The following is a 20,668-nucleotide window of genomic DNA, read 5'->3' as shown; positions in this document are numbered from 1 at the left end:
GCTGTTCGGGGCACGCGTTGAGTCACCCGGACGAAAGGGGCAGGCTTGAGGTGAACGCGGCCGGACGCCACCGGTACATCAGCGCACCCGCCCGGCCGGGGAGAGGTGAGTGTCATGCGCGTACTGCTGAAGGCTCAGCTCGACACCCACAAGACCAACGAAGCCATCCGCGACGGCACTCTGCCCAAGCGCATGCGGACGATGATGGAGACGCTGCGCCCCGAGGCCGCCTACTTCACCGCGGAGGGCGGCTGCCGTACCGCGCTGATCGTCTTCGACCTCGCCGACCCGTCGGGGATCCCGAAGGCCGTCGAGCCGCTGCTCCAGGACCTCGACGCCAAGGTCGACCTCTCACCGGTCATGGACGGGGAGGACCTGGCGAAGGGACTCGCGGCGCTCGGCTGACCGTCGCGGTGCCCGCGGGCACCGGGCCGGGCCCCCAGGGGTGGCCCGGCCCCGCCGTGTCACAGGCCCGCGTCACAGCAGCCGTCGCGCCGCATCAGCCGGCCCACCGCCAGCCAGTCCTCGCCCCGCGCGGCCGTGTGCCTGTCGTGCGGCTCGAAGGCGGCGACCAGATCGGCCGTCGTGTACGGCACACCTCCCCTGAGCGTCCCACTCGTGCGCACCAGGGAGTCGAAGTCGTCGAACGGGTCGCCGTCGATGAGGGTGAGGTCGGCGAGCTTGCCGCGCTCGACCGTACCGAGGTCCTTGTCGAGACCGAAGAGCCGGGCCGGGTGGACCGTCGCGGTGCGCAGGGCCTCGACCGGCGAGAACCCGCCCCGGTGCAGGGCCCGCAGTCCCAGGTGCAGGGAGAGCCCGACGGGGACGAGGGGCTGGTCCGTGCCGAGCGCGATCAGTCCGCCCCCGTCCATGACGCGACGGTAGACGTCCGTCTCGGTGCGCAGGGTGGCCAGTTGGGCCCCGGTGGGCGCCGCGGTGGCCGCCGTTCGCACGGCCTGGGTGTCCCACGGCGGCATGACGGCGGTGACCCGGGGATCATCGGCGAGCGCGGGGTCGGCGCCGAGCAGGGGCGCGGAGGTGAACGGCGTCATGATGAGGGCGAAGTTGACGCCACGGGCCGTGTAGATCTCGACGACGTCCTCGTAGGCGTGTCCGGTCGCCGAGGTGGCGTGCCCGAACTCCGCGCGCTGGGTGGCGAGCAGATGAGTCGTCAGGTCCTGGCCGACCTCGACGCCGGGGGAGATCAGATGGCTTCCCGAGCGCACCCCAAGACGCTCGTGCGCGAAGCGCGCCGCCTCCTTCATGAGCCAACTCGGCGCCCTGACATAGGTTTTGACGAAGTCCCAGTCCAGGGCCGCGCCCCGCTGGAGTGAGCGCTCAAGGCCTGCCTCGGTGCGGTGGGCGCGGCCCATGCTGTACGCGACGCGTGCGCCGTCGAGCAGTTCCCCCGTGGTCAGCAGGCGCGGCCCGGCGAGCTGCCCGGTGGCCACGGCCTCGCGGATGCGGGCCTGCTCGTAGGCGAATCCGCCGAGCGACACGGCGGTCGTGATGCCGTAGGTGAGCTGGCCGACGGTCTGACGGCCGCCGTATGTGCTCTGCCAGGGGTGGGTGTGGGTGTCCCAGAGCCCGGGCACGACGGTCCCGCCGGAGGCGTCGATGGTTCGCAGGGCGCCACGTTCGCGGTGGGCCTCGACGGAGGCGATGCGTCCGTGGGACACCACGATGTCGACGTCCTCGCGCACCGTTTCCCCGGTGCCGTCCCAGAGCCGTCCGGCGTGCACCACGACGTCGGCGGGGGTCGGCCTGCGCTGGTCGAGCGCCACCCGCACGGTGCGCGCCGCTCCCCCCTCGACGCCGATCAGACGCAGCCGCGTCCCGGACAGGTACAGCAGCGTCCTGGAATCGCCCGACCAGGATGGATGGTCGGCGGGTTCGGTGGTGAGGGCGCGCGGCGGACCCTGCGGGGTGCCGTCGGGGGCGACGGGCAGCACCTGGAGGGCGGACTCGACCACGACCGCCATCCACCGTCCGTCTGGCGACCAGACGGGCCCCGAGTCGTAGCGGTCGGCGATGGAGACGTGCGGGGCCACGGCGTGCAGATGGTCGGCCCCTGTGACGGTGTCGACGACCCGGATGACGTTGTATCCCTCGCGGAAGCGCAGGTTGAGGCGGTTGCGGTCGCAGAGCGCGACATGGTGTCCGTCGGGCGACCAGCTGGGCCGGCCGGGCAGTCCTCCGCCGCCGAGCGGCGCCACCAGGACGCGCTCGGTGCCGCTCGCGAGGTCGCGCACGACGAGCCGGCCCGACATGTCGATGGCGGCCAGCCGCTTCCCGTCGGGCGAGAGCGCCGGATGCACGCGGCCGCCCGTGGCGATGGCGCTCTCGGCGCCGGTGGCCAGATCCCGTCGGTAGACGCCGAGCAGCCCGTCGCGGTCGTCGGCGTACAGCAGGGAGCGGCCGTCGCGCGCCCAGACCGGCCCGAGCAGATAGCCGGTGGGCGCGGCCTTGCGCAGCCGCACCGGCGGGCGCCCGCCCGAAAGGTCGGCCAGCCAGAGCGAGTTGAGGGCGGCGAAGGCCACCTGCTTGCCGTCGGGTGACAGAGCGGGCAGATGGATGCCGCGCACCGGACGCACCCGTTCCTCGCCGAGGTCGTACGACTTGACCTGGTATCGCGGCCGGTCCACGGGCAGCGCACCATGGAACGCGATGGCCTCGGGGTCGGCCGGCCGCTCGGGGCGTACGAGCGTGAAGCGGCCGTCCAGGGTGAGCAGCAGTTCCCCGTCGGCCGTCCAGCGCGGCGGCATCGGAGCGATGTCGCCGGCGACGGGCACGGCCTTTGCGTCGACGACCAGGACGCAGGAGGCGTTGGGCGCGGCGGTGGTGCGCAGATAGGCGAGGCGACGGCCGTCGGGTGCGAGGGCGGGGGTCATGACCTGGGCGTTCTCGCTCTCGGTGTGCTCCACCGTGACCGCTTGCCCGCCGTGCGCGGGGACGGCGGCGATGGTGCGGGCGTCCACTCCGAGTCCGAACGGCGTGGTGACAGCCTTGGCGCGGACGAACAGGATCCGCCGGCCGTCGGGCGACCACGTCGGGTCGAAGTCCTCCCACGCGGCGTCCTGGAGCGGGCCGTCCTGCCCGGGGAGCCCGGTGAGGCGGGTAAGCCGGCCGGAGTCCAGGTCCAGGACGTGGATGCGGTAGGCGCTGCCCGTCACCGGGTCCCCGCCGCGTTCGGAGGCGAAGGCGATGCGGGTGCCGTCGGGCGACCATGCCGGGCCCCGGTCGTCCCAGGGGCCTTCGGTGCGTTGGCGCACCTCGGAGCCGTCGGGCCGCATGGTCCAGATGTGGTAACCGCCGCCCTGGTAGGCGCAGAACGCGATGAGCGAGCCGTCCGGGGAGTGTGTGGGGCGGGTCGGCTCGAGCCCGGCCGGTGTGAGCGGCCTGGCCTCGCCGCCGGCCCTCGGGAGCGACCACAGGACGTCCTGGACCTCCGCGATCAGCCGGTCCCCGGCGGGCGAGAGGCTGGCCGCGCCGTTGGTCGCGGCGGTGAAGGACAGCGAGAGCCCGGTGCGCGGCGCCGCAGGCGCGGGCACGGCGCCGACGGCGGTGACGGCCCCGGCCGCGCCTGCGGCCGCGAGGAGTTGACGGCGGGAGAGAGTCAGGGGGGAGCGGGAGGCGGTGGTGTCACGGTCCATGGCACAGCACGCTCGCGCACCGCGCGGCGCACGGGCAACACCGCCATTCCCGCCATACGGGTGCGGCGGCGGACGGGGGCGCCGGCGGGTCCGCGCGTCCGGTCCGGGCCGCCTTCGCGGCGCGCGCAAGACGGCGCAAGACGGCGCAAGACGGCGGCGGACAGCGCCCGGCACAGCGGCGTTGCGGCGGACGGGTGATATTCGGCGGGTGTCGCGGCGCGGCTCGGGCACGGCGGGCGCGGACGTGAAAGAGAGTCAGGCACAGGTCCGGTTTGTATGACAATCATCCCAACCAGAGGAAACGCTCATGCCTGCCGCAGCACTTCACGCCCTCACCCGGCCGCGCGCCCGGGTCACCGCCGTCGCCGCCCTCACTCTCGCGGCCACTGCGCTCACCGCCGCCCCCGCCGCCTTCGCCGCACCCGGCGACAACGGCGACATCAAGATTCACGCGGTGGGTACGCCCTTCACCGACCCGCGCGACGAGCCGAAGGTCTGCAACTTCTACCTCGACGCCTTCGACTTCGACGCCGCGCCCGGCACCAGCTGGAACGCCACCACGGAGCCGATCAGGGCGGGCGGCCCCTCGCTCTCCAGCACCATCCAGCTCGTGTCCGGCACCGGTCACACCCCTCCGCTCACGCTGCCCAACGGGCAGTACAAGCTCAGCTGGAACGTCGTCGGCGGCAAGGGCCCGGGCAAGCAGAAGATCTTCACCGTCGAGTGCCCGGTGTCCGCACCGCGCGCCGCGATCGACGGACACAACGGCCCGCCGCACACCAGGCCGCACGGCGGGGTGCCGGCGGGCGGCGGCGGTCTCGCCGAATCCCCGGGCATCCCGCAGGCGGGGGCCGTGGCGGGCGTAGGACTGGTCGCGGTCGCCGGGGTGCTCTACATCCGCCGACTCCGCCGCCGCACCGATGGCGCAGCGTAGAAGCGCTCCCACCGCCCGGCACCGGACGCGCGCCTACCGCCTGACGAGGACAGCGGCCCTGGCCCTGTCCTTGGTGGTGGGCGGCGTCTGGTGGGCACAGGACGACGGAGCGGGGCCGCCGTCCGCCGCCGGGCCGCGGGAGGCCGAAGTGGCCGCGGCCCCGGCGGGCGACAGCCGGGGGGCGGTGTCCCCGCCCGCGCGCCCGCGCCCGAGCCCGCCCGCGCCGGCCGCGCTGCCGCCGTCGCGCGCGATGTCGCTGGCAATTCCCTACCTCGGCATCGAGGCACCGATCGTCGCCCTCGGCCTCGACGCGCAGCACCGGCTCGCCACGCCTCCCGTCAACAACCCGAAGGTCGTGGGCTGGTACGGCGACGGTCCCTCCCCCGGCGAGACGGGCACCGCCATCGCCGTCGGGCACCGCGACACGCGGACCGGTGCCGCCGTCTTCGCGGACCTCAGGGCGCTGCGCCCCGGCCGCGTCATCGAGGCCCGGCGCACCGACGGCAAGGTCGCCGTGTACACCGTGGACCGGGTCAAGACGTACGAGAAGGCGCACTTCCCCGACCAGGAGGTGTACGGGCCCGCGAGCCGTCCGGAGCTCCGGCTGATCACATGCAGCGGCCGCTTCACGCACAAGGCGGGCTACGAGAGCAACCTCGTCGTCTTCGCCCACCTCGCCCAGGTGCGCACCGCCCCGCCCACCACAGCGGGCACGCCCAGGCCGACGAAACGCCGGTAGGCCCCAGGGACGCACGGCCCCCGCACCAGGCGGCCGGAAAGCGCCCCTTGGGGCTCCGGGGCGTTTCCGTGGCCATTGACACCCCTGTCAATGACATGGACATTACTAGTCGCTCATCCGGTTCCCGCCGCCCCACCCAGGCGGCACCGAACCGCGCTCCACCCCCCACCCTCGTCACATCCATGACGCACGGTCCTGGAGGAGCCATATGAACCGACGCAGATCCACCCTGGCGACCGCCATCCTGTTCGCGACCGCCGCCGCGCTCGCGTCCACGCGGGGCGCCCAGCCCGCCGCCGCCCGTCCTGCCCCCTCCCCCACCGTCATCCCCTCCCCCGACGCGCCCCACCGGGGCACGGTCGCCGGCGTGCGAACCCCGGACCACGATCCCGCCCGGGACCGCGCCGTCGCGGCGCTCAAGAAGGGGCGCGCCAGCGGATTCCGCAAGGACGACGCCGAGCCCACGCACAACTGGTGGGGCGTCTTCCCCCGGCCCGGCACCCACGACGGCATCACCGCGACCCACACCGTCGACCCCTCCTACCGGGTCACCGACGCCGACAACTTCACCTACGCGCCGACCACCAAGGCCCAGAACTCGTGCATGGAGGTGGTCACCGCCTACTGGAACAGCGGCGACGAGATATGGGCGTGGGACTGGTGCGGGGCGGGCGGCCCGGCCAGGACGGTCGCCGTCGACGCGGCCTTCAAGGCCAAGTACACCCAGCCCGCCGGCAAGGAACTCGCCTACAGCGTCCAGCTGGTGCGCGACAGCGCCGCCACCAACTCCTGGTCCTCCTACCTGTACAACTACCGCTCCACGCAATGGGAGTTGCTGTACCGCCAGTCCGGCCAGGACCAGAGCGGCCTCGATCACGGCTGGGACATGTTCGAGATCTACGCGAGCGTCAACCCTGCCACCGGCGCCGGCTACTACTGCTCGGAGGCCCGCGACACCGTCTTCGACAGCAGCTCCATACAGCTGCGCCAGGGCGGCACCTGGAAGCCCGCGAGCCCGGCCGACGCGCCGTGGACCGAGCAGAACCCGGACGGCTCGGAATTCCTGTGCCCCGGCCTGAACTTCATCCAGGCCGGCGCGGACGACCACTGGACGGTGCGCCAGTAACTCCGGCGCGGGGGCGGCATGTTGTGCGGCCACGGCTCTGGGAACCTCAGGTCCGTCCCGCTACCCTCCGCGCATGATTTCCACGGTTGTCTGGGGCACCGGCAACGTCGGCCGTGCGGCGATACGCGCCGTCGACGCCCACCCCGCGCTGCGGCTCACGGCCGTCCTCGTCCACGACCGGGCCAAGGTGGGCCGCGACGCGGGTGAACTCGCCGGGATGGACGCCATGTTGGGCGTGCGGGCCACCGACGACATCGAGGCGGTCCTGGCCGCCGGGCCACGGGCCGTGGTGTACGCGTCGTCGGGCGACACCCGGCCCGACGACGCGCTCGCCGATGCCTGCCGGGCGATCCGGGCGGGCGCCGTGGTGGTCACCTCCGCGCTGTACCCGCTCTACGACCCCGTCGGCGCCCCGTCCAAGCTCCGGGACCCGGTGCTCGCCGCCGTCGCGGCGGGCGGCGGGTCGCTGTTCGTCTCGGGTGTCGATCCTGGCTGGGCAAACGACGTACTGCCGTTGCTCATCAGCGGCCTCGGCAGCACCGTGGACGCGATCCGCTGTCAGGAGATCTTCGACTACTCCGCCTATGAGCAGGAGGAGTCGGTCCGCCACCTCATCGGCATGGGCCACCCCATGGAGTACGAGCCCCTGATGCTCGCCCCGTCCGTCCCGGCCATGGTGTGGGGCGGCCAACTCCGGCTGATAGCACGCGCGTTGGGCATCGAGCTCGACGACATCGACGAGACCGTGGAACGCCGTCCCCTGGGCGCGACGGTACGCACCCGCACGATGGGCACCTTCACGGCGGGCACCCAGGGCGCGGTGCGGTTCGAGGTGCGGGGCATCGTCGGCGGTGAGCCACGCCTGGTGATCGAGCACATCACCCGTATCCACCCCTCCTGCGCCCCCGACTGGCCCGCGCCGCCCGACGGCGGTGACGGGGCACACCGCGTCGTCATCGAGGGGCGGCCGCGCATCTCGGTCACGGTCGAGGCGAGCGACGAGGGCGAGAACCGGTCGGCGGGCGGCAACGCCACCGCGGCCGGCCGTCTGGTCAACGCCATCGACTGGCTCGTGGCCGCCCGTCCCGGGCTCTACGACGCGCTCGACATCCCGCTGCGTCCGGCAGCCGGGGGACTGGGAAGGAAGCAACGATGAGGATCGACATCCCCGAGGGCCAGGAGCCCATCGGGTACGTGTGGGGCGACATGGTCCCCGGCATCGGCCCGGCCGCCGCCGACTTCTCCCTGTCCGTCTACGCCCATACCACCCTCGGGCTGCGGGAGTTCGAGGCCGCGCGCCTGCGCGTCGCGCAGATCAACGGCTGCCGGTTCTGTCTCGACTGGCGCACCGACCGGGACGGCGAGAAGGTCGAGGAGTCGTTCGCCGACGCGGTCACCCAGTGGCGCACCACCGACGCCTTCGACGAGCGCACGCGCCTCGCGGCCGAGTACGCCGAGCGCTACGCCGTGGACCACCACGGGCTCGACGAGGAGTTCTGGGCGCGGATGACCGCGCACTACAGCCAGGTGGAGATCGTGGAGCTGAGCATGAGCATCGGCTCCTGGCTCGCGTTCGGCCGGCTCAACCATGTGCTCGGTCTCGACTCCGTATGCGTCCTTCCCACCACCTGACAACAGGGCCGTCCGGCACCCGGGCGGCCCCGCGCTGCGCCGTCACGCGAGATCGACGGCGATGATCTTCTCGATGTTCCGTTCGGCGAGCGCCGTGATGGTGACGAACGGATTGACGCTGGTGTTGCCCGGGATCAACGAGCCGTCGATGACGTACAGACCCGGATATTCTTGCAGGCGGCCGTAGTTGTCGGTCGCTCTGTCGAGTACGGCACCGCCCAGCGGGTGGTAGGTGAGGGTGTCGTTCCAGACCTTGTAGACGCCGAACAGATCGGTGCGGTAGATCGTCCCCTCCGTGGCGTTGATCTTGTCGAAGATGGTTTTGGCCATGTCGATGGACGCCTGCTTCCAGGCGGTCCGCCAGTCCAGGTCCACCTGGCCGGTCGCGGGGTTCCAGGAGAACGTGCCACGGTTGGGGTTCTTGGTGATCGAGAGGTAGAACGAGGCGTACGTCTCGATGCCGGTGGGCAGCGGGGCGACCTCGGCGAAGGCGCCTCCGGCGTTCCAGTTGTCGATGCCGCCGCAGGGGATCGCGGCCTGGACCATACCGGTGGGGTCCCACAGATAGTTGGCGCGTCCGCACATGACGTTGCCGTTGTCGCCCCAGCCACGGCCCACTTCGCCGTTGAGGCGGGGCAGCGCGCCGGTGGCCTTCAGTGTGACCAGGAGTTTGCTGGTGCCGACGCTGCCCGCCGCGAAGAACACCCGGTCGGCGGTGACGGTTTTGGTGGCGATGACGTCGCCGCCGGTGTTCAGCTGCTCGATGACGACCGTGTAGGCGCCGCCCGGGCCGGGCGACACCGAAGTGACCCGGTGCAGCGGGGAGATGGCGACCCTTCCGGTCGCCCCGGCCTGGGCCAGGTAGGTCTTCTGCAACGACTTCTTGCCGTAGTTGTTGCCGTACAGGATCTCGCCCGCGACGGCCGACTTGGGCACGGTTCCGGCCGCCTCCTGTTTCATGTAGTCCCAGTCGTACACATCGGGCACGAACGTGAACGGGAAGCCGGAGCGCAGGGCCTGCTTGCGGCCGACGCGGGCGAACTGGTAGCAGTCCACCGTGTCGAACCAGGCCGGGTCGATGAGCCCCGAGCCGAGTCCCGCGTTGGCGCGCGGATAGTAAGTGGCGTACATCTCCTCGGGGTTGACCGACGGCAGGATGGCGCCGAAGTTCTCCCGCTTGGGCGTGACCGCCATGCCCCCGTTGACGAGCGAGCCGCCGCCGACGCCGCGCCCCTGGTAGACGGTGATCCCGCTGAAGTCCTCGGCGTCCAGGATGCCGGTGTAGCGGGGGATCGACCGGTCGATCGGGATGCCGAAGAAGTTGCTCAGCGGCTGCTTCGTCCTGGTGCGCAGCCAGTAGGAACGGTAGTCCGGCGCGGTCGTGGCGCAGAAGATCTTGCCGTCCGAGCCCGGGGTGTCCCACGCCATCCCCATCTCGATCATCTGCACGTCGACACCGGCCTGGGCCAGCCGCAGGGCCGCGACCGAGCCGCCGTAGCCGGTGCCGATCACGAGGGCGGGGGCGTGCGCGCCGTCCCCGATGGAGGCGGTCCGGGCGAGGGGCCGCGCCTGGGCCACGGCGCCATGGCCGAGGAGAGCCGCCGCCCCCAGAAGAGAACCTGTTCCAGCGATGAATCTTCGGCGTGATACACCCTGGGAACCCGTATGGTGCATGGTAGTGTCACTCATGTGACATTCCTCACTCTCGACGAGTGAGAACAGGTTCTACTGGCGTGCGCGTGATATGTCACTAGATACCAAGTGGTAACTTCTGGCCGGTACGCGCCCTTGCACCGGGCTGTCCGCTCTGATCCGCGGTAGTCACGGGAGAGCGAATTCAGAGCCGCCCCCAGGCCCGGGCATGCCCGTCACAGGCCGTGGCGCCGGTCGCCGAGCACCACCTCGCAGACCTCGCGCTCCAGCTGCGCGGAGAACGGTTCCAGACGGGCCCGGACAGCCCGGCGGGTCTCCTCCGCGATCAGATCGGCGTTGATCGCCGCCCCGGCGCGCACTCCGGCGGCCGCCGCTACGACGACCTGATCCAGCGGGCTCGCGACATTACCCGCCACCCACACACCGGGCACCTCGGTCGCGCCGGTCACATCGGCCGGAATGTGGCTGCCGATGACGGCTCCCGCCATCTCCAGGTCCGCCGGCTCAAGGCCGAGCGAGCCGAGCACTCCCGCGCGCGCCACCAACTTCGTTGCCACCGCGAGCACCTGACGAGACATCAGAGTGCCGCTGGCCAGTCGCACACCGTGCAGACGCCCCTCCCTCGTCTCCAACGCGGTCACCTCGCCGACCACGACGCGCACGCCCCGGGCGGCCAGCTCCTCGTACTGCTGGTCGTCGGGATCGTCCATGGTGTGCAGGAAGAGCGTGACATCCTCGCTCCACTGCCGCCACAGCAGGGCCTGGTGCACGGCGAGCGGCCCGGTGCCAAGGACGCCGATCGCCCGGTCCCGCACCTCCCAGCCGTGACAGTAGGGGCAGTGCAGCACATCGCTGCCCCACAGCCCGGCGAGGCCGGGAACATCGGGGAGCTCGTCTACCAGGCCCGTGGTGACCAGGAGGCGGCGGGCGCGCACCTCCTGTCCGTCGGCGAGGCGGACCCGGAAACCGTCCCCGTCGCGCTCGGCGCCGGTCGCCGTGCCGCTCAGGAACTGCCCGCCGTAGCCGAGCACTTCGGCCCGGCCCGTCGCCAGGAGTTCGCCGGGCGCCACACCCTCGCGGCCAAGATAGGTGTGGACGCCGTGGGCCGGGGCGTTGCGGGGCTCGCCCGCGTCGATCACCAGGACCGAGCGCCGGGCCCGGCCCAGGGTGAGCGCCCCGCTCAGTCCGGCCGCTCCGCCCCCGATCACCACCACGTCATGGATCTCCCGACGGCCACCCTCGACAGCACTGTTCATCGCGTGTCCCCTTCGCCCATCCCCGTGCGGTACCTCCGCTGCCGCGATGCTGCGTCCACGCGCATCCGATTGACAACGCAACTTGCCAATACGGCAACAGGAAGGCGGCAGAGCCACGGGTCAGGACGGCCTCGCCGACGTGCTGACAGGGGTGGGTCCACGGCTGCGCCTGGGCGGGCCGGCCCCGTACGCACCGGCGCTCGCCCAGGGCTCCTTCGGACGGCGAGGGGGCCGGTCAGGGGCGGCGGCGGGGTTTGGCGCGCTTGGCGCCGCTCTTCGGTGCGGCCGCCCCGCCCCGCGCGTTCTTGCCGCCGGACTTGCCGGCGGTCTTGCCGGACGACTTGCCCGCGGCGGCCTTGCGCGGGGCGCCGCCCTTGTCGGCGCGCTTCTGTTTGGGCTGGGGCGGCGTCGGCGTACGGCCGCGGGTGCTGTTGACGGTGCGGCCACGGACGATCCCGATGAATTCCTCCACCAGGCCGGGCGTGACCTCCTCCTCCGCCCACGACAGCGCGATCCGGGACTCGGGTACGCCCGTGACCGTCCGGTAGGTGAGGTCCTTGCGGTGGTAGAGGCGCGCGAGCGACTGCGGCACGACAAGGAGCCCGATTCCGGCCGCCACCAGCTCGACGGCGTCCTCGGTGGTGGCGGGACGCTCAAGGGCAGCCCGGCCCGGGGGGCGCTCCCAGTCCAGGGTGTCATCGAGCGGGTGCAGCACGATCTCGTCGGCCAGCTCCTCTGCCGAGATCTCCTCGACCGCGGCGACGAGGTGGTCCTTGGGGACCACGACGACCGTCGTCTCGGTGTACAGCGGGATCGCGCTGAGATCCGTACGGTCGATCGGCAGCCGCACGAACCCCGCGTCTGCCTCGCGGGCGCGCAGCACGTCGGGCGCCTGGGCGGCGGAGACCGCGGCGAGGATGAGGGGGACTTCCGGCAGCCGCTCGTTCCAGATCCGCACCCACTTGCTCGGCGTCACACCCGGAACGTAGGCGAGCCGGAACGATGGGGGTTCTTCCGAGCCTGTCACCCCGCCAGGTTACCGGTCGTGGTCGGCGGGATCGCACACGCTCGCTACTCTGGACCCATGACGTCGCACCAGACCACCCAGACGATGAAGCCCGCCACCGCGGCGAAGAAGCTGGGTGTGTACCTCGAGGCCACCCCCGCCGAGTTCCAGGAGGGCGTGGTCTCGCGCACCGAGCTGAACGCGTTGCAGAGCGACCCGCCCCAGTGGCTCCAGGACCTGCGAAGCACCGGCCCGCACCCCCGCCCGGTGGTCGCGGCCAAGCTCGGCGTCTCGATCGCGGGTCTCGCGCGCGGCGGAGTCACCGACGCCCTCACCACGGAGCAGATCGAGGCCCTGAAGCAGGAGAACCCGGAGTGGCTGCGCAAGGAGCGCGCCACCCAGGCGGAGGTCCGCAAGGAGACTGTTCGCATCAAGGAGAAGCAGAAGGAGAAGAGCGCGCAGCAGACCGAGCAGCCCCGGGGCCCGCGCGCCTGATCCCCCGGCGTCCAGACGCCACCCGTTTTCCCGTAGGCCCAGTGCCGCCGCCCAGTCGCCCCGCGACCGGCCGGCGGCATTCGGCGTTACGGGGCTGCGGCTTCCCGGCCCGGGCTTATGCCCGAGCCATGCCCACGCAGCCCCACACCACCGCCGACGTCGTGGCGCGCACCGCCGAACTCGCCGACGCCTTCCGTTCCCAGGGGCTGCCCCTCGTCCTGGTCCGCGTCTCGATCGCCCCCGACGGGGCCGACGCCGCTCCCGGCCGCACGGAGGCCGCCCAGGGCCGTGGCAGCGCACGGCCCGAGGGCTGGGACGCCATCGTCGACGAACTGGCCGGGCACCCCGGCGACATCACCGTCACCAAGCGCAACTGGGGCGCCTTCCACGGCACCGACCTGGACGTGCACCTCCGCCGCCGAGGCGTCACTCAGATCGTGCCGACCGGCGTGGCCACCAGCATCGGGGTGGAACCGACCGCGCGCGGCCCACGAGCACGGCTACCACGTCACTCTGGCCACCGACACCATGACCGACATGAGCGCGGACGCCCACCAGCACAGCGTCGAGCGGATCTTCCCGCGCCTGGGTGAGACCGGCACCACGGCGGAGATCGCCGACCTCCTGGCCAAGCTCCCGGTCTGACGCGCGTCGCCGCTCTCAGGCGTCCTGCGCCGGATGCCCGGCCTCGATGCCCGCGCTGTCGCTCAGCCGGAACACCTCCGCGTCACCTGACGGCGCGGGGGCCTCGGCCTCCAGGGGGCTGAGCAGGAAGCCCACGTGGTCGCCGCCGTCCGTGCGTTCCTCCACCCGGCCCACGAACCAGGCCGGGGCGTCGTCGAGCAGAACCGTACCGGCGGGGCCCTCGTGCCAGGCGACATCGGCGAACTTGTCGCACTCGTCACCCGTAAGCCCGCCGAAGTGCTCCGCGAGTCCGTACTGCGCGCGGCTCAGCTGGTGCACGGCGAGAACATCGGCCGAACGGGCCACCCGGTACGTCCTGTTGGCCTTCGACAGCCACACCATGAACCGCACGGGCACCATGGAGCACTGCGAGGCGAACCCCACCAGGCACCCGGCGCGCTCCTGGCCCGCGGTCGCTGTCACGACGTACATCGGACAGTCCAGGCGGTCGAGGAACCTCTCCATCGCACTCTCCACGGCACTCACCTGTTCCAACCCCTCGTCTCGTGGTCCGCACACTGTGTCCGGCCGGGCCCGGCGACGCCACCCGGTATGCCACCGGTACCCCGAACGGCTGAAAGAAGCGACGAGGCCGCCGCCTTGAGTGTAGGACCGGCGGCCGGGGGCACCCGGGACCTCGGCGAGCGAAGACGGGCACCACACCAGCGGCGTCCGCCGTCCGCGCCCCGCCACAACCGACGATCCGAAGGGACTGCTCCACCATGGAGAACATCTGGGCCTACCCGGAGGCTGCCGCCTACCAGGCCGGTACCGACCTGACCGGGTTCAAGGTCGAGGCGACCGACGGAAGCATCGGCAAGGTCGACAAGTACTCGGAGGAGGTCAGCTCCTCGTACATCGTCGTCGACACCGGCCCCTGGATCTTCGGCAAGCACGTCCTGCTGCCGGCCGGCGTCCTGACGCGTATCGACGCGGCCGAGAAGAAGATCTACGTCGCCTGCACGAAGGACCAGATCAAGGACTCCCCCGAGTTCGACAAGGAGAAGCACCTCGGGGATCCCACCTACCACGAGCAGGTGGGTGGCTACTACGGGCGTCCGCACATGTGACGTCCCCGCCTTCCGCGATGCCCGGCCGTCCCGAGCGGCCGGGCATCGCCATGTGTGTCCCCCTGCTGCCTCGTCCCGTGGAGGCCGCCGGGCCGGGTGTCTCCGGCGTGTGTGCCTCCGGGACTGCGTGTGTGGGGGACTGCGTGTGTGGCTCCGGCGTGTATGTCTCCGGGACGGATCCGTCGGCGCGTTCGTCTCAGGCGGACGCGTCCCGGGTGGCGGATGTCGGCCGCGCACCCGGCGGCGCGTCCGTGATGTCGAGGAAGACGTGCTGTGCCTCCGGCCACGCCTCCACCACGGCGGCCTTGATGCGCTCCGAGACCACCTCGACCTCCTCGCTGTCGAGTCCGGGGCGCAGGTCGATCCGGGCGGCCACCAGCGTGGAGTCAAGGCCGAGCCGCATCGTCAGGAGGTCGGCCACGTTGTCGATCTCGGGCTGCTCGTCGAGCAACGCCCGGATGTGGCGCCGCAGTTCGGGATCGACGGCCTCACCGATGAGCTGGTCGCGGGCCTCCTTGCCGAGCCGGTACGCCACGTACACGAGGAGGAGCCCGATGGCCATCGACGCGGACGCCTCCCACACCACCTGACCGGTGACCATGTGTAGGGCCATGCCCGCCCCGGCCAGCAGGACGCCGAGCACCGCGGTGCCGTCCTCGGCGACGACGGTGCGCAGGGCGGGATCACTGCCGATGCCGCCGCTCTGGCCGCGCACCTGGTACAGCGCCCGCAGGAGCGAGCCGCCCTCGGCCACGAGGGCGACACCCAGGACGGACAGGCCCACGATGTACCCGCCGGTGGACTCCTGCTCGTGATCGTTCAGCGCCTGGACTCCCTGGAAGAAGGAGAAGCAGCCGCCCATGACGAAGATGCCGACGGCGGCGAGGAGCGACCAGAAGTAGCGCTCCTTGCCGTAGCCGAAGGGGTGGCGCTGGTCGGCCGGACGCCGGCTGCGGCGGAGCGCGGCGAGCAGGAAGACCTCGTTCATGCTGTCCGCCACGGAGTGCGCCGCCTCGGAGAGCAGCGCGGGCGACCCGGCCAGCACTCCGGCGACCGCCTTGGCCGCGGCGATCAGGAGGTTGGCCCCGAGCGCCACCAGGACGGTCAACCGGGTCTTGCGGTCCTTCTTGTCCACGGTCACTTCTCCATACCTATGCCACCGCCCGGTCCATGTCGTAGTCCGTGTCGTTGTTCATGACACCGTCCATGACGTCTCGTCGGACAACAGTCCCTGGGGGCGGTGCGACCCGCCCCCAGGGAAGCCACGCGCGGCAGGTCACCGGCGGGCGTTGCTCCGGGAGCCCTCGTAGGCGCGGCGCTTGCGCGCGGATGCCGCCTCCTCGGACTCCTCCGGCTCTTCCTCGTCCGCCTCTTCGGCGTCCTCGGCGTACTCGCCCTCCGCGGGCTCCGCGTCCCCGTCCGCGTCCTCGTCCTCGTACTCCTCCTCGACGGGCTCCTCGTCCTCCTGCGCGTACTCGCCCTCGTCGTCCTCTTCGTACTCCTGGGCGGGCTCTTCGTCGGCCTCGTCGGCCTCGTCGCCCTCAACCTCGTCGTCGTACGCCTCGGGGTCCTCCGGGTCCTCGTCGGAAGAGGGACCGCGCTCGGCGTCCTCCGCCTCCTCCCGGCCGGGCTCGTCCTCGTCGGCGTCCTCGCGGGAATCGCTCTGCTCGGGCTCCCGCTCCTCCTCCTCGGCGACCGCGTCCTCGTGCGTGACCACGACCTCGCCGTCCCTGATCTCGCCGCGCCAGCCGCCCTCTGCCTCGCCGAGCAGCGCGGTGTGACGGGCGAAGTTCTTGAGGTCGAGGCGGGCACGGCGGCCCTGGGCGCGCCAGATGTTGCCCGTCTTCTCGAACAGTCCCTTGGGGTAGTACTCCATGACCAGGAGCACCCGGGTGAGGTTTTCACCCAGCGGGTGGAAGGTGACGACGCCCTTGACGGTCCCCTTGGCGCCCTCGGAGGTCCACGCGATGCGCGCGTCCGGCACCTGTTCGGTGGTGTGCGCCTTCCAACTGCGGGTGGACCAGAAGACCTTGACCTTCCAGTCCGACGTCGTGTCGTCGGCGACGGTCGCGCTCTTGACGCCCTTGGCGAAACTGGCGAACGACTGGAACTGGGTCCACTGGTCGTAGGCGTCGCGCACCGGCACGCCCACGTCGACGGACTCCATGATCACGGTCGGCTTGCGCCCGGCGCCACCCTTCTTGCGGCCACCGCCGAGCCCCTTGAGCATGTCCTTGGCGTTGTCCTTGAGGTGGGAGGCGCCCATCTCCACCGCGGCGCGCACGGGGCCCTTGCCTTCGGCGACCTTGCGGCCGCCTTCGAGGGCCAGCTTGGCGAAGCCGGGGCTGCGGCCCTCGGCGATGTCGGTGAGCTTGACCGTGGTCTCGCCGAGCTTGTGCCCCATGCCCACGAGAAGCCGCTCGCCCTGGGCGAGCAGATAGGACTGGAGCTCCGACTTGAGCCGGTCGGCGGCGGGGCTTGAGGTCAGCGGGTTCTTCGTCTCAGCCACGGTCGCCCTCCCCCTTGCCGCCGCGCCGGCTCGCCGTCTTCTTGGCGGGTGCCCGCTTCGCCGTGCGCTGCGTCGACTTGGCCGTCTTCTTCGCCGAAGCCGCCTTCGACGAGGCCGACTTGGCGGCCGCTCCGCCGACCGGGCGGGACTTGGACGACGCCTTGTCGTCCCCGTCGGACGACCTGGACGAAGACCGGCCCGAGGACCGGGAGGAGGACCGGGACGAGGACCGGCGCGCGGTCGACTTGGCGGGGGCCCCGCCGTCCTCGTCCGACTGCTCCTCGTCGTCCTGCTCGCCCTTCTCGTCCTTCTCGTCCTTCTCGTCGTCGGATTCGACCACGCCGGGGATGACGCCCGACATTCGGTCGTGCACATCGAGGGTGCGATCGTGCAGCCGGTCGGCGAGCCCTTCTATCTGGCGGTTGATGAGCGCGCCCGTCGCGGCCTTGCCGACCCCGCGCAGGTCCTCCCTCAGCTGGTCGCCGATCTCCTTGAACTGCGGGTTGTCGGCCAGTTGCGCCGCCGCGAAGTCCGCGATCGCCCGTGGGCTCAATTGCAGGCGTTTACCCATGACCAGCGTGCCGATACCGAAGGCGAGTTTGGCCTTCTTCGTACGCCCGAGCAGATAGCCCGCGCCCACCGCGAGCCCCAGTCCCAGCCGATTGTTCATGTCAGACCTGTCCTCTCCTCATCTGTCTCGCGACAAAGAGCCCGGGGAAGGACTCATCACACCGGGTAGCCAACAAGGCCAGAGCCAAACCCTGGGACGAGAGGGCGCGCCGGGGCCCACGGGCCGCGTCGGGGGTGGACGCCTCGCGTCGGGGCCACCCCACGGCGTCCGATTCCCGCAGGTCACCGCAGGTCCGGCGGGTCACCGCCGGAACGCCTGCCGCGCTTGACGAGCCGTCAGCTCCTGCGGTGCAGGACGGCGGACAGATGGTGGTGCAGGGGGTTGCCGATCGCGGCCAGGTCGTGGGTGAAGGTCAGGGTCTCGCCGTCGGTCAGTTCATAGCGCCTTCGGGTGGCGTCGACCTCCTTGGCCGTGGGGGTGAGCGCCACCTGCCCGGTACGGATGTCCACCGTGCCGGCCGTGGCGACGCCGACCGCGATCTCCGCGATACCGGTGGGCTGGGTGATCAGGGCCTCCACGCGGCCATCGGCCTGGAGCCGCCACCAGCCGCTCTCGCGGGCCGAAGGGCGCAGGGGCGCGCCGTCGGCGCCGATGAGCCAGGCCCGCGCCTCGTAGCGCAGGAAGGGGCGGCCGTCGTGGGTGAAGGTGACTTCCTGCTCGTACGCGAAGTCCCCCTCCAGAGTCGGATAGCCGCCCTCGCCGCGTCCGAACCAGGTGCCCAGAAAGCCGGTAACGGGCGCGAGCAGTGCGTGCGGGGCGGGCGTCCCGTCCGGGCAGTGGGCGTCGGGGTAGGGGTATGCCGGTACGGGGCGGGGGTGGGCCGCTGCGGGGTCGGTCACGGTGTGCGCTCCTGAGGTCGGGTCCGGTGCCGGACCGAAGCCTAGGGGCCCCATGCCCGGGCGGCCCGCCCGCGACCACCGAAACGCGGCGCGCCTCCTCAACCTGCCTCAAGGAAGCGGAGGTTGGCTCAACCTGCCTCAAGGAGCCGGGGGGTTGGCCTCGACCCCCTCGGTGCTGAGAAGGACGACGGTCGAGTCGGGGCCGAGCCCCAGCGTCGTACGGCGTCGTTCGGCGCCCGCGCCGCCGAGCACCGTCCGCATTCCGGCGAGCGCGGCCGCGCCACAGGGGCCCGAGGACACGCCGAGGGATGCCAGACGGGCCACCGCGTCGGCCGTGGCCGGATCCGGGACGGCGACCGAGGCGTCCAGACCCGCGCGGAGGTAGGGCCAGGCGATGCTGGAGGGGGTGCCGCAGTTCAGGCCGACCATCGTGGTGTCGCCCGTGGTGATGCTGGTGCGTGCTCCGCGCGTGAGGCCGCTCAGCACGCAGGCCGCGGCCTGCGGTTCCACCGAAAGGAGCGCCGGAGAACGCCGGCCGGGCGCAAGGCTCCGGTAGTGCCGCACCACGGCCTGGGCCAGCGATCCCACGCCGACCGGCACGGCGACCAGATCGGGCCCCTCGCCCACCCCGCGCGCGGCCAACTGCTCGTCCAGTTCGGCGCAGAGGGTGGAGTAGCCCTCGACGATCCAACCGGGGATCCGCTCGTAGCCGGGCCAGGCCGTGTCCTGGACGAGGACCGCGTCCGGCGCGGCGGCCGCCTCCGCCGCACGGCGTACCGCCTCGTCGTACGGCCCGGCCACCTCGCTGATCCCCGCCCGCTCGGCGGCGATGGCGGCCACCGCCCGGGGATGGACACCGCGCGGGACGAAGACGTGGGCCCGCTGCCCGAGGCGATGCGCCATGCGGGCCACGGCGCGGCCGTGGTTGCCGTCGGTGGCGGTCACCAGCGTGACGCGTCCCGCCCCTTCGCCGCACGCGGTCCGTTCGTCGAGCACACGCCGGATCGCCCAGGACGCCCCCAGCGCCTTGAACGAGGGCAGCCCGAGCCGGCACGACTCGTCCTTGACGAACACGCGGCCCAGCCCCAACTCCATTGCCAAAGAAGGTAGTTCGACCAATGGAGTGGGCTCGTAGTCGGGCAGCCCGGCGTGGAAGTCGCGCGCACCGGACGGCGCGGGCTCGCACCGCCAGGCGCGGCCGCCGCGCCGGGTTGACCAGAACAGAGGGAGCGGCCCGGTGGCGAGGTGAGCAGCGTCGCGAGGCATCCGACCAGGGTGCGACACTCCCCCGCGTTCGGTCCAGTCCCCGGCCGCTCCAGGCGTGCCGGTCCGCGCTCACCCACGGGACCGCCCGCCACTCCGTACACACCACCACAGGCACCAACTCCCCCGGCATCACCACCTCTTGACGATATGCATTCATGGACGTTATAAACGTTACACCCTCTAACTAACGGCAATGGCTATAGGTAGGCAGTCGCGACTGACGGCCGCCGAACACGTCCGCGCCCTTCACCCGGCAGCCGAGTCCGTACGCATACCGTCCACCACCTACCACCTACCGCCCACTGCCCACTGCCCACTGCCCACTGCCCTGACGAACGTTGACTTCCGACTTTGTGACCAGGAGAGCCCTATGTTCACCCTCCGCAGCACCGGCGCCCGCGCCGCCTTCGTCTCTCTCCCGCTCGTGGCCACGCTCCTCGGTGCCGCCGTGGCGCCCGCGGGGGCCTCTTCGCGCTCGGCCGCCTCGCTCACCTGCCGGGGCCAGGGCGTCGATCCCGACGCCCGCGTCCGCTACCGGACCGAGACCGTGATCCATGCGCCGCTGAGCACCATCTGGAAGGTGCAGACGGACGTGGCGCGCTGGCCGTCCTGGCAGGGCGCCGTCAAGACCGCCGCCCGCCTCGACCACGGTCCGCTCCGAGCCGGATCGGCGTTCCGGTGGACGACCCCCGTGCCGCCCAACCCCGCGACCCCCGCCACCAGCCTGGACATCACCTCCACCGTCAAGCAGATCAAGCACGCCTCCTGCATTCGCTGGACCGGGCCCGCGATCGGTGAGGGGCTGCACATCGACGGCGTCCACGTGTGGAACTTCACCAAGATCAAGGGCGGTGTCCTCGTACGCACCGAGGAGACCCACACCGGTCCGCAGGTGGATGCGAACGTCCCGGCCGCGACCGGCATCCTCCGCGCGGGTCTCGACGCGTGGCTCAAGGATCTGACGAACGTCGCGGAGGCTCGCGCGGCCTCCGGTCAGGCCTGACCCGTCGAACCCACCGGGCCCCGCCCCCGCCGACCCGTGTTCCGCGCCCGCCCCCGCCGCGCCGGATCGGACCGGACCGGACCTGCGAGGGAGGGCCGGACGGGCCGGTCTCCGCCCGTGCCGTCAAGGTAAAGTTGACGTCGACAACGCCGGGAACGGCCAGGTGCGTACC

19 protein-coding genes and 1 pseudogene are annotated in these 20,668 nt (G+C 71.9%); 10 read left to right on the top strand and 10 right to left on the bottom strand.

The genetic code is table 11. The annotated features are described in order from the left end of the window. Window positions 1–114: 114 nt before the first annotated feature. Window positions 115–405 carry a hypothetical protein gene (locus tag ABR738_RS35325; RefSeq protein WP_350234045.1) on the top strand — a complete coding sequence of 97 codons (291 nt, stop codon included), beginning with the start codon at window positions 115–117 and terminating at the stop codon, window positions 403–405. Between the two features lie 59 nt (window positions 406–464). On the opposite strand, the gene ABR738_RS35320 is transcribed toward ABR738_RS35325, so the two are convergent. Then, window positions 465–3,653, bottom strand: a complete 3,189-nt coding sequence (locus ABR738_RS35320; protein ID WP_350234043.1) for an amidohydrolase family protein — start codon at window positions 3,651–3,653, stop codon at window positions 465–467. Window positions 3,654–3,960: 307 nt separating this feature from the next. Here ABR738_RS35320 and ABR738_RS35315 point away from each other — a divergent pair, with 307 nt between their 5' ends. From ABR738_RS35315 to ABR738_RS35295, 5 genes are all read left to right on the top strand, one after another. Further along, the gene (locus ABR738_RS35315; protein ID WP_350234041.1) at window positions 3,961–4,587 is read left to right on the top strand and encodes a hypothetical protein; all 627 of its coding nucleotides are present in this window, start codon (window positions 3,961–3,963) and stop codon (window positions 4,585–4,587) included. Beyond that, complete coding sequence (locus ABR738_RS35310) at window positions 4,574–5,326, top strand: class F sortase (protein WP_350234040.1); 753 nt, start codon at window positions 4,574–4,576, stop codon at window positions 5,324–5,326. The genes ABR738_RS35315 and ABR738_RS35310 overlap by 14 nt, the downstream gene beginning before the upstream one ends. 208 nt (window positions 5,327–5,534) lie before the next feature. Beyond that, window positions 5,535–6,452 carry a carbohydrate-binding protein gene (locus ABR738_RS35305; protein WP_350234039.1) on the top strand — a complete coding sequence of 306 codons (918 nt, stop codon included), beginning with the start codon at window positions 5,535–5,537 and terminating at the stop codon, window positions 6,450–6,452. 73 nt (window positions 6,453–6,525) lie between these two features. Then, window positions 6,526–7,608 (top strand): NAD(P)H-dependent amine dehydrogenase family protein, encoded by a 1,083-nt coding sequence (locus ABR738_RS35300; RefSeq protein ID WP_350234038.1) that lies wholly within the window; start codon window positions 6,526–6,528, stop codon window positions 7,606–7,608. After that, window positions 7,605–8,084, top strand: a complete 480-nt coding sequence (locus ABR738_RS35295) for a carboxymuconolactone decarboxylase family protein (RefSeq protein ID WP_350234037.1) — start codon at window positions 7,605–7,607, stop codon at window positions 8,082–8,084. The genes ABR738_RS35300 and ABR738_RS35295 overlap by 4 nt, the downstream gene beginning before the upstream one ends. A 42-nt stretch (window positions 8,085–8,126) precedes the next feature. Here the strand turns inward: ABR738_RS35295 and ABR738_RS35290 are convergent, their stop codons facing one another. The 3 genes from ABR738_RS35290 to ABR738_RS35280 form a co-directional block, all read right to left on the bottom strand. Next, window positions 8,127–9,773, bottom strand: coding sequence for a GMC oxidoreductase (locus ABR738_RS35290; RefSeq protein ID WP_350234036.1), 1,647 nt, complete (start codon window positions 9,771–9,773; stop codon window positions 8,127–8,129). A gap of 179 nt (window positions 9,774–9,952) precedes the next feature. Then, window positions 9,953–10,993, bottom strand: a complete 1,041-nt coding sequence (locus ABR738_RS35285) for an NAD(P)/FAD-dependent oxidoreductase (protein WP_350234035.1) — start codon at window positions 10,991–10,993, stop codon at window positions 9,953–9,955. A 235-nt stretch (window positions 10,994–11,228) separates the two neighbouring features. Next, a complete protein-coding gene (locus ABR738_RS35280) occupies window positions 11,229–12,020 on the bottom strand; it encodes a LysR family transcriptional regulator substrate-binding protein (protein ID WP_350234034.1) in 792 nt (263 codons plus the stop codon). A 57-nt stretch (window positions 12,021–12,077) separates the two neighbouring features. On the opposite strand from ABR738_RS35280, the gene ABR738_RS35275 reads away from it, so the two are divergent. Both ABR738_RS35275 and ABR738_RS35270 read left to right on the top strand, forming a co-directional pair. After that, on the top strand, window positions 12,078–12,494 hold the full coding sequence (locus ABR738_RS35275) for a DUF5997 family protein (RefSeq protein ID WP_350234033.1): 417 nt from the start codon (window positions 12,078–12,080) through the stop codon (window positions 12,492–12,494). A 131-nt stretch (window positions 12,495–12,625) separates the two neighbouring features. Beyond that, window positions 12,626–13,139: pseudogene (locus tag ABR738_RS35270) on the top strand (isochorismatase family protein); the annotation flags it as partial. A 15-nt stretch (window positions 13,140–13,154) separates the two neighbouring features. Here the strand turns inward: ABR738_RS35270 and ABR738_RS35265 are convergent. Continuing rightward, a complete protein-coding gene (locus ABR738_RS35265; protein ID WP_350234880.1) occupies window positions 13,155–13,643 on the bottom strand; it encodes a flavin reductase family protein in 489 nt (162 codons plus the stop codon). A gap of 257 nt (window positions 13,644–13,900) precedes the next feature. Here ABR738_RS35265 and ABR738_RS35260 point away from each other — a divergent pair, with 257 nt between their 5' ends. Further along, window positions 13,901–14,248 carry a PRC-barrel domain-containing protein gene (locus ABR738_RS35260; RefSeq protein WP_350234032.1) on the top strand — a complete coding sequence of 116 codons (348 nt, stop codon included), beginning with the start codon at window positions 13,901–13,903 and terminating at the stop codon, window positions 14,246–14,248. Between the two features lie 196 nt (window positions 14,249–14,444). On the opposite strand, the gene ABR738_RS35255 is transcribed toward ABR738_RS35260, so the two are convergent. The 5 genes from ABR738_RS35255 to ABR738_RS35235 all read right to left on the bottom strand — a co-directional run bounded on the left by ABR738_RS35255 (window position 14,445) and on the right by ABR738_RS35235 (window position 19,493). Next, on the bottom strand, window positions 14,445–15,389 hold the full coding sequence (locus tag ABR738_RS35255) for a cation diffusion facilitator family transporter (RefSeq protein ID WP_502964196.1): 945 nt from the start codon (window positions 15,387–15,389) through the stop codon (window positions 14,445–14,447). A gap of 135 nt (window positions 15,390–15,524) precedes the next feature. After that, window positions 15,525–16,757 (bottom strand): SRPBCC family protein, encoded by a 1,233-nt coding sequence (locus ABR738_RS35250; protein ID WP_350234030.1) that lies wholly within the window; start codon window positions 16,755–16,757, stop codon window positions 15,525–15,527. Next, window positions 16,750–17,427, bottom strand: coding sequence for a DNA primase (locus ABR738_RS35245; RefSeq protein WP_350234029.1), 678 nt, complete (start codon window positions 17,425–17,427; stop codon window positions 16,750–16,752). Before ABR738_RS35245 ends, ABR738_RS35250 begins: the two co-directional genes overlap by 8 nt. A gap of 236 nt (window positions 17,428–17,663) precedes the next feature. Continuing rightward, window positions 17,664–18,227, bottom strand: a complete 564-nt coding sequence (locus ABR738_RS35240; RefSeq protein ID WP_350234028.1) for a heme-binding beta-barrel domain-containing protein — start codon at window positions 18,225–18,227, stop codon at window positions 17,664–17,666. A gap of 138 nt (window positions 18,228–18,365) precedes the next feature. Beyond that, window positions 18,366–19,493, bottom strand: a complete 1,128-nt coding sequence (locus ABR738_RS35235) for a diaminopropionate ammonia-lyase (protein ID WP_350234027.1) — start codon at window positions 19,491–19,493, stop codon at window positions 18,366–18,368. Between the two features lie 370 nt (window positions 19,494–19,863). Here ABR738_RS35235 and ABR738_RS35230 point away from each other — a divergent pair, with 370 nt between their 5' ends. Continuing rightward, window positions 19,864–20,496: an SRPBCC family protein gene (locus tag ABR738_RS35230; protein ID WP_350234026.1), complete on the top strand. Its 633-nt coding sequence runs from the start codon at window positions 19,864–19,866 to the stop codon at window positions 20,494–20,496. The last annotated feature ends 172 nt before the right edge of the window (window positions 20,497–20,668 follow it).

The organism is Streptomyces sp. Edi4 (assembly GCF_040253615.1).
GTDB lineage: Bacteria > Actinomycetota > Actinomycetes > Streptomycetales > Streptomycetaceae > Streptomyces.
Note: the sequence above shows the minus strand (reverse complement) of the source record. Positions and strands in the feature narration are given on the sequence as shown.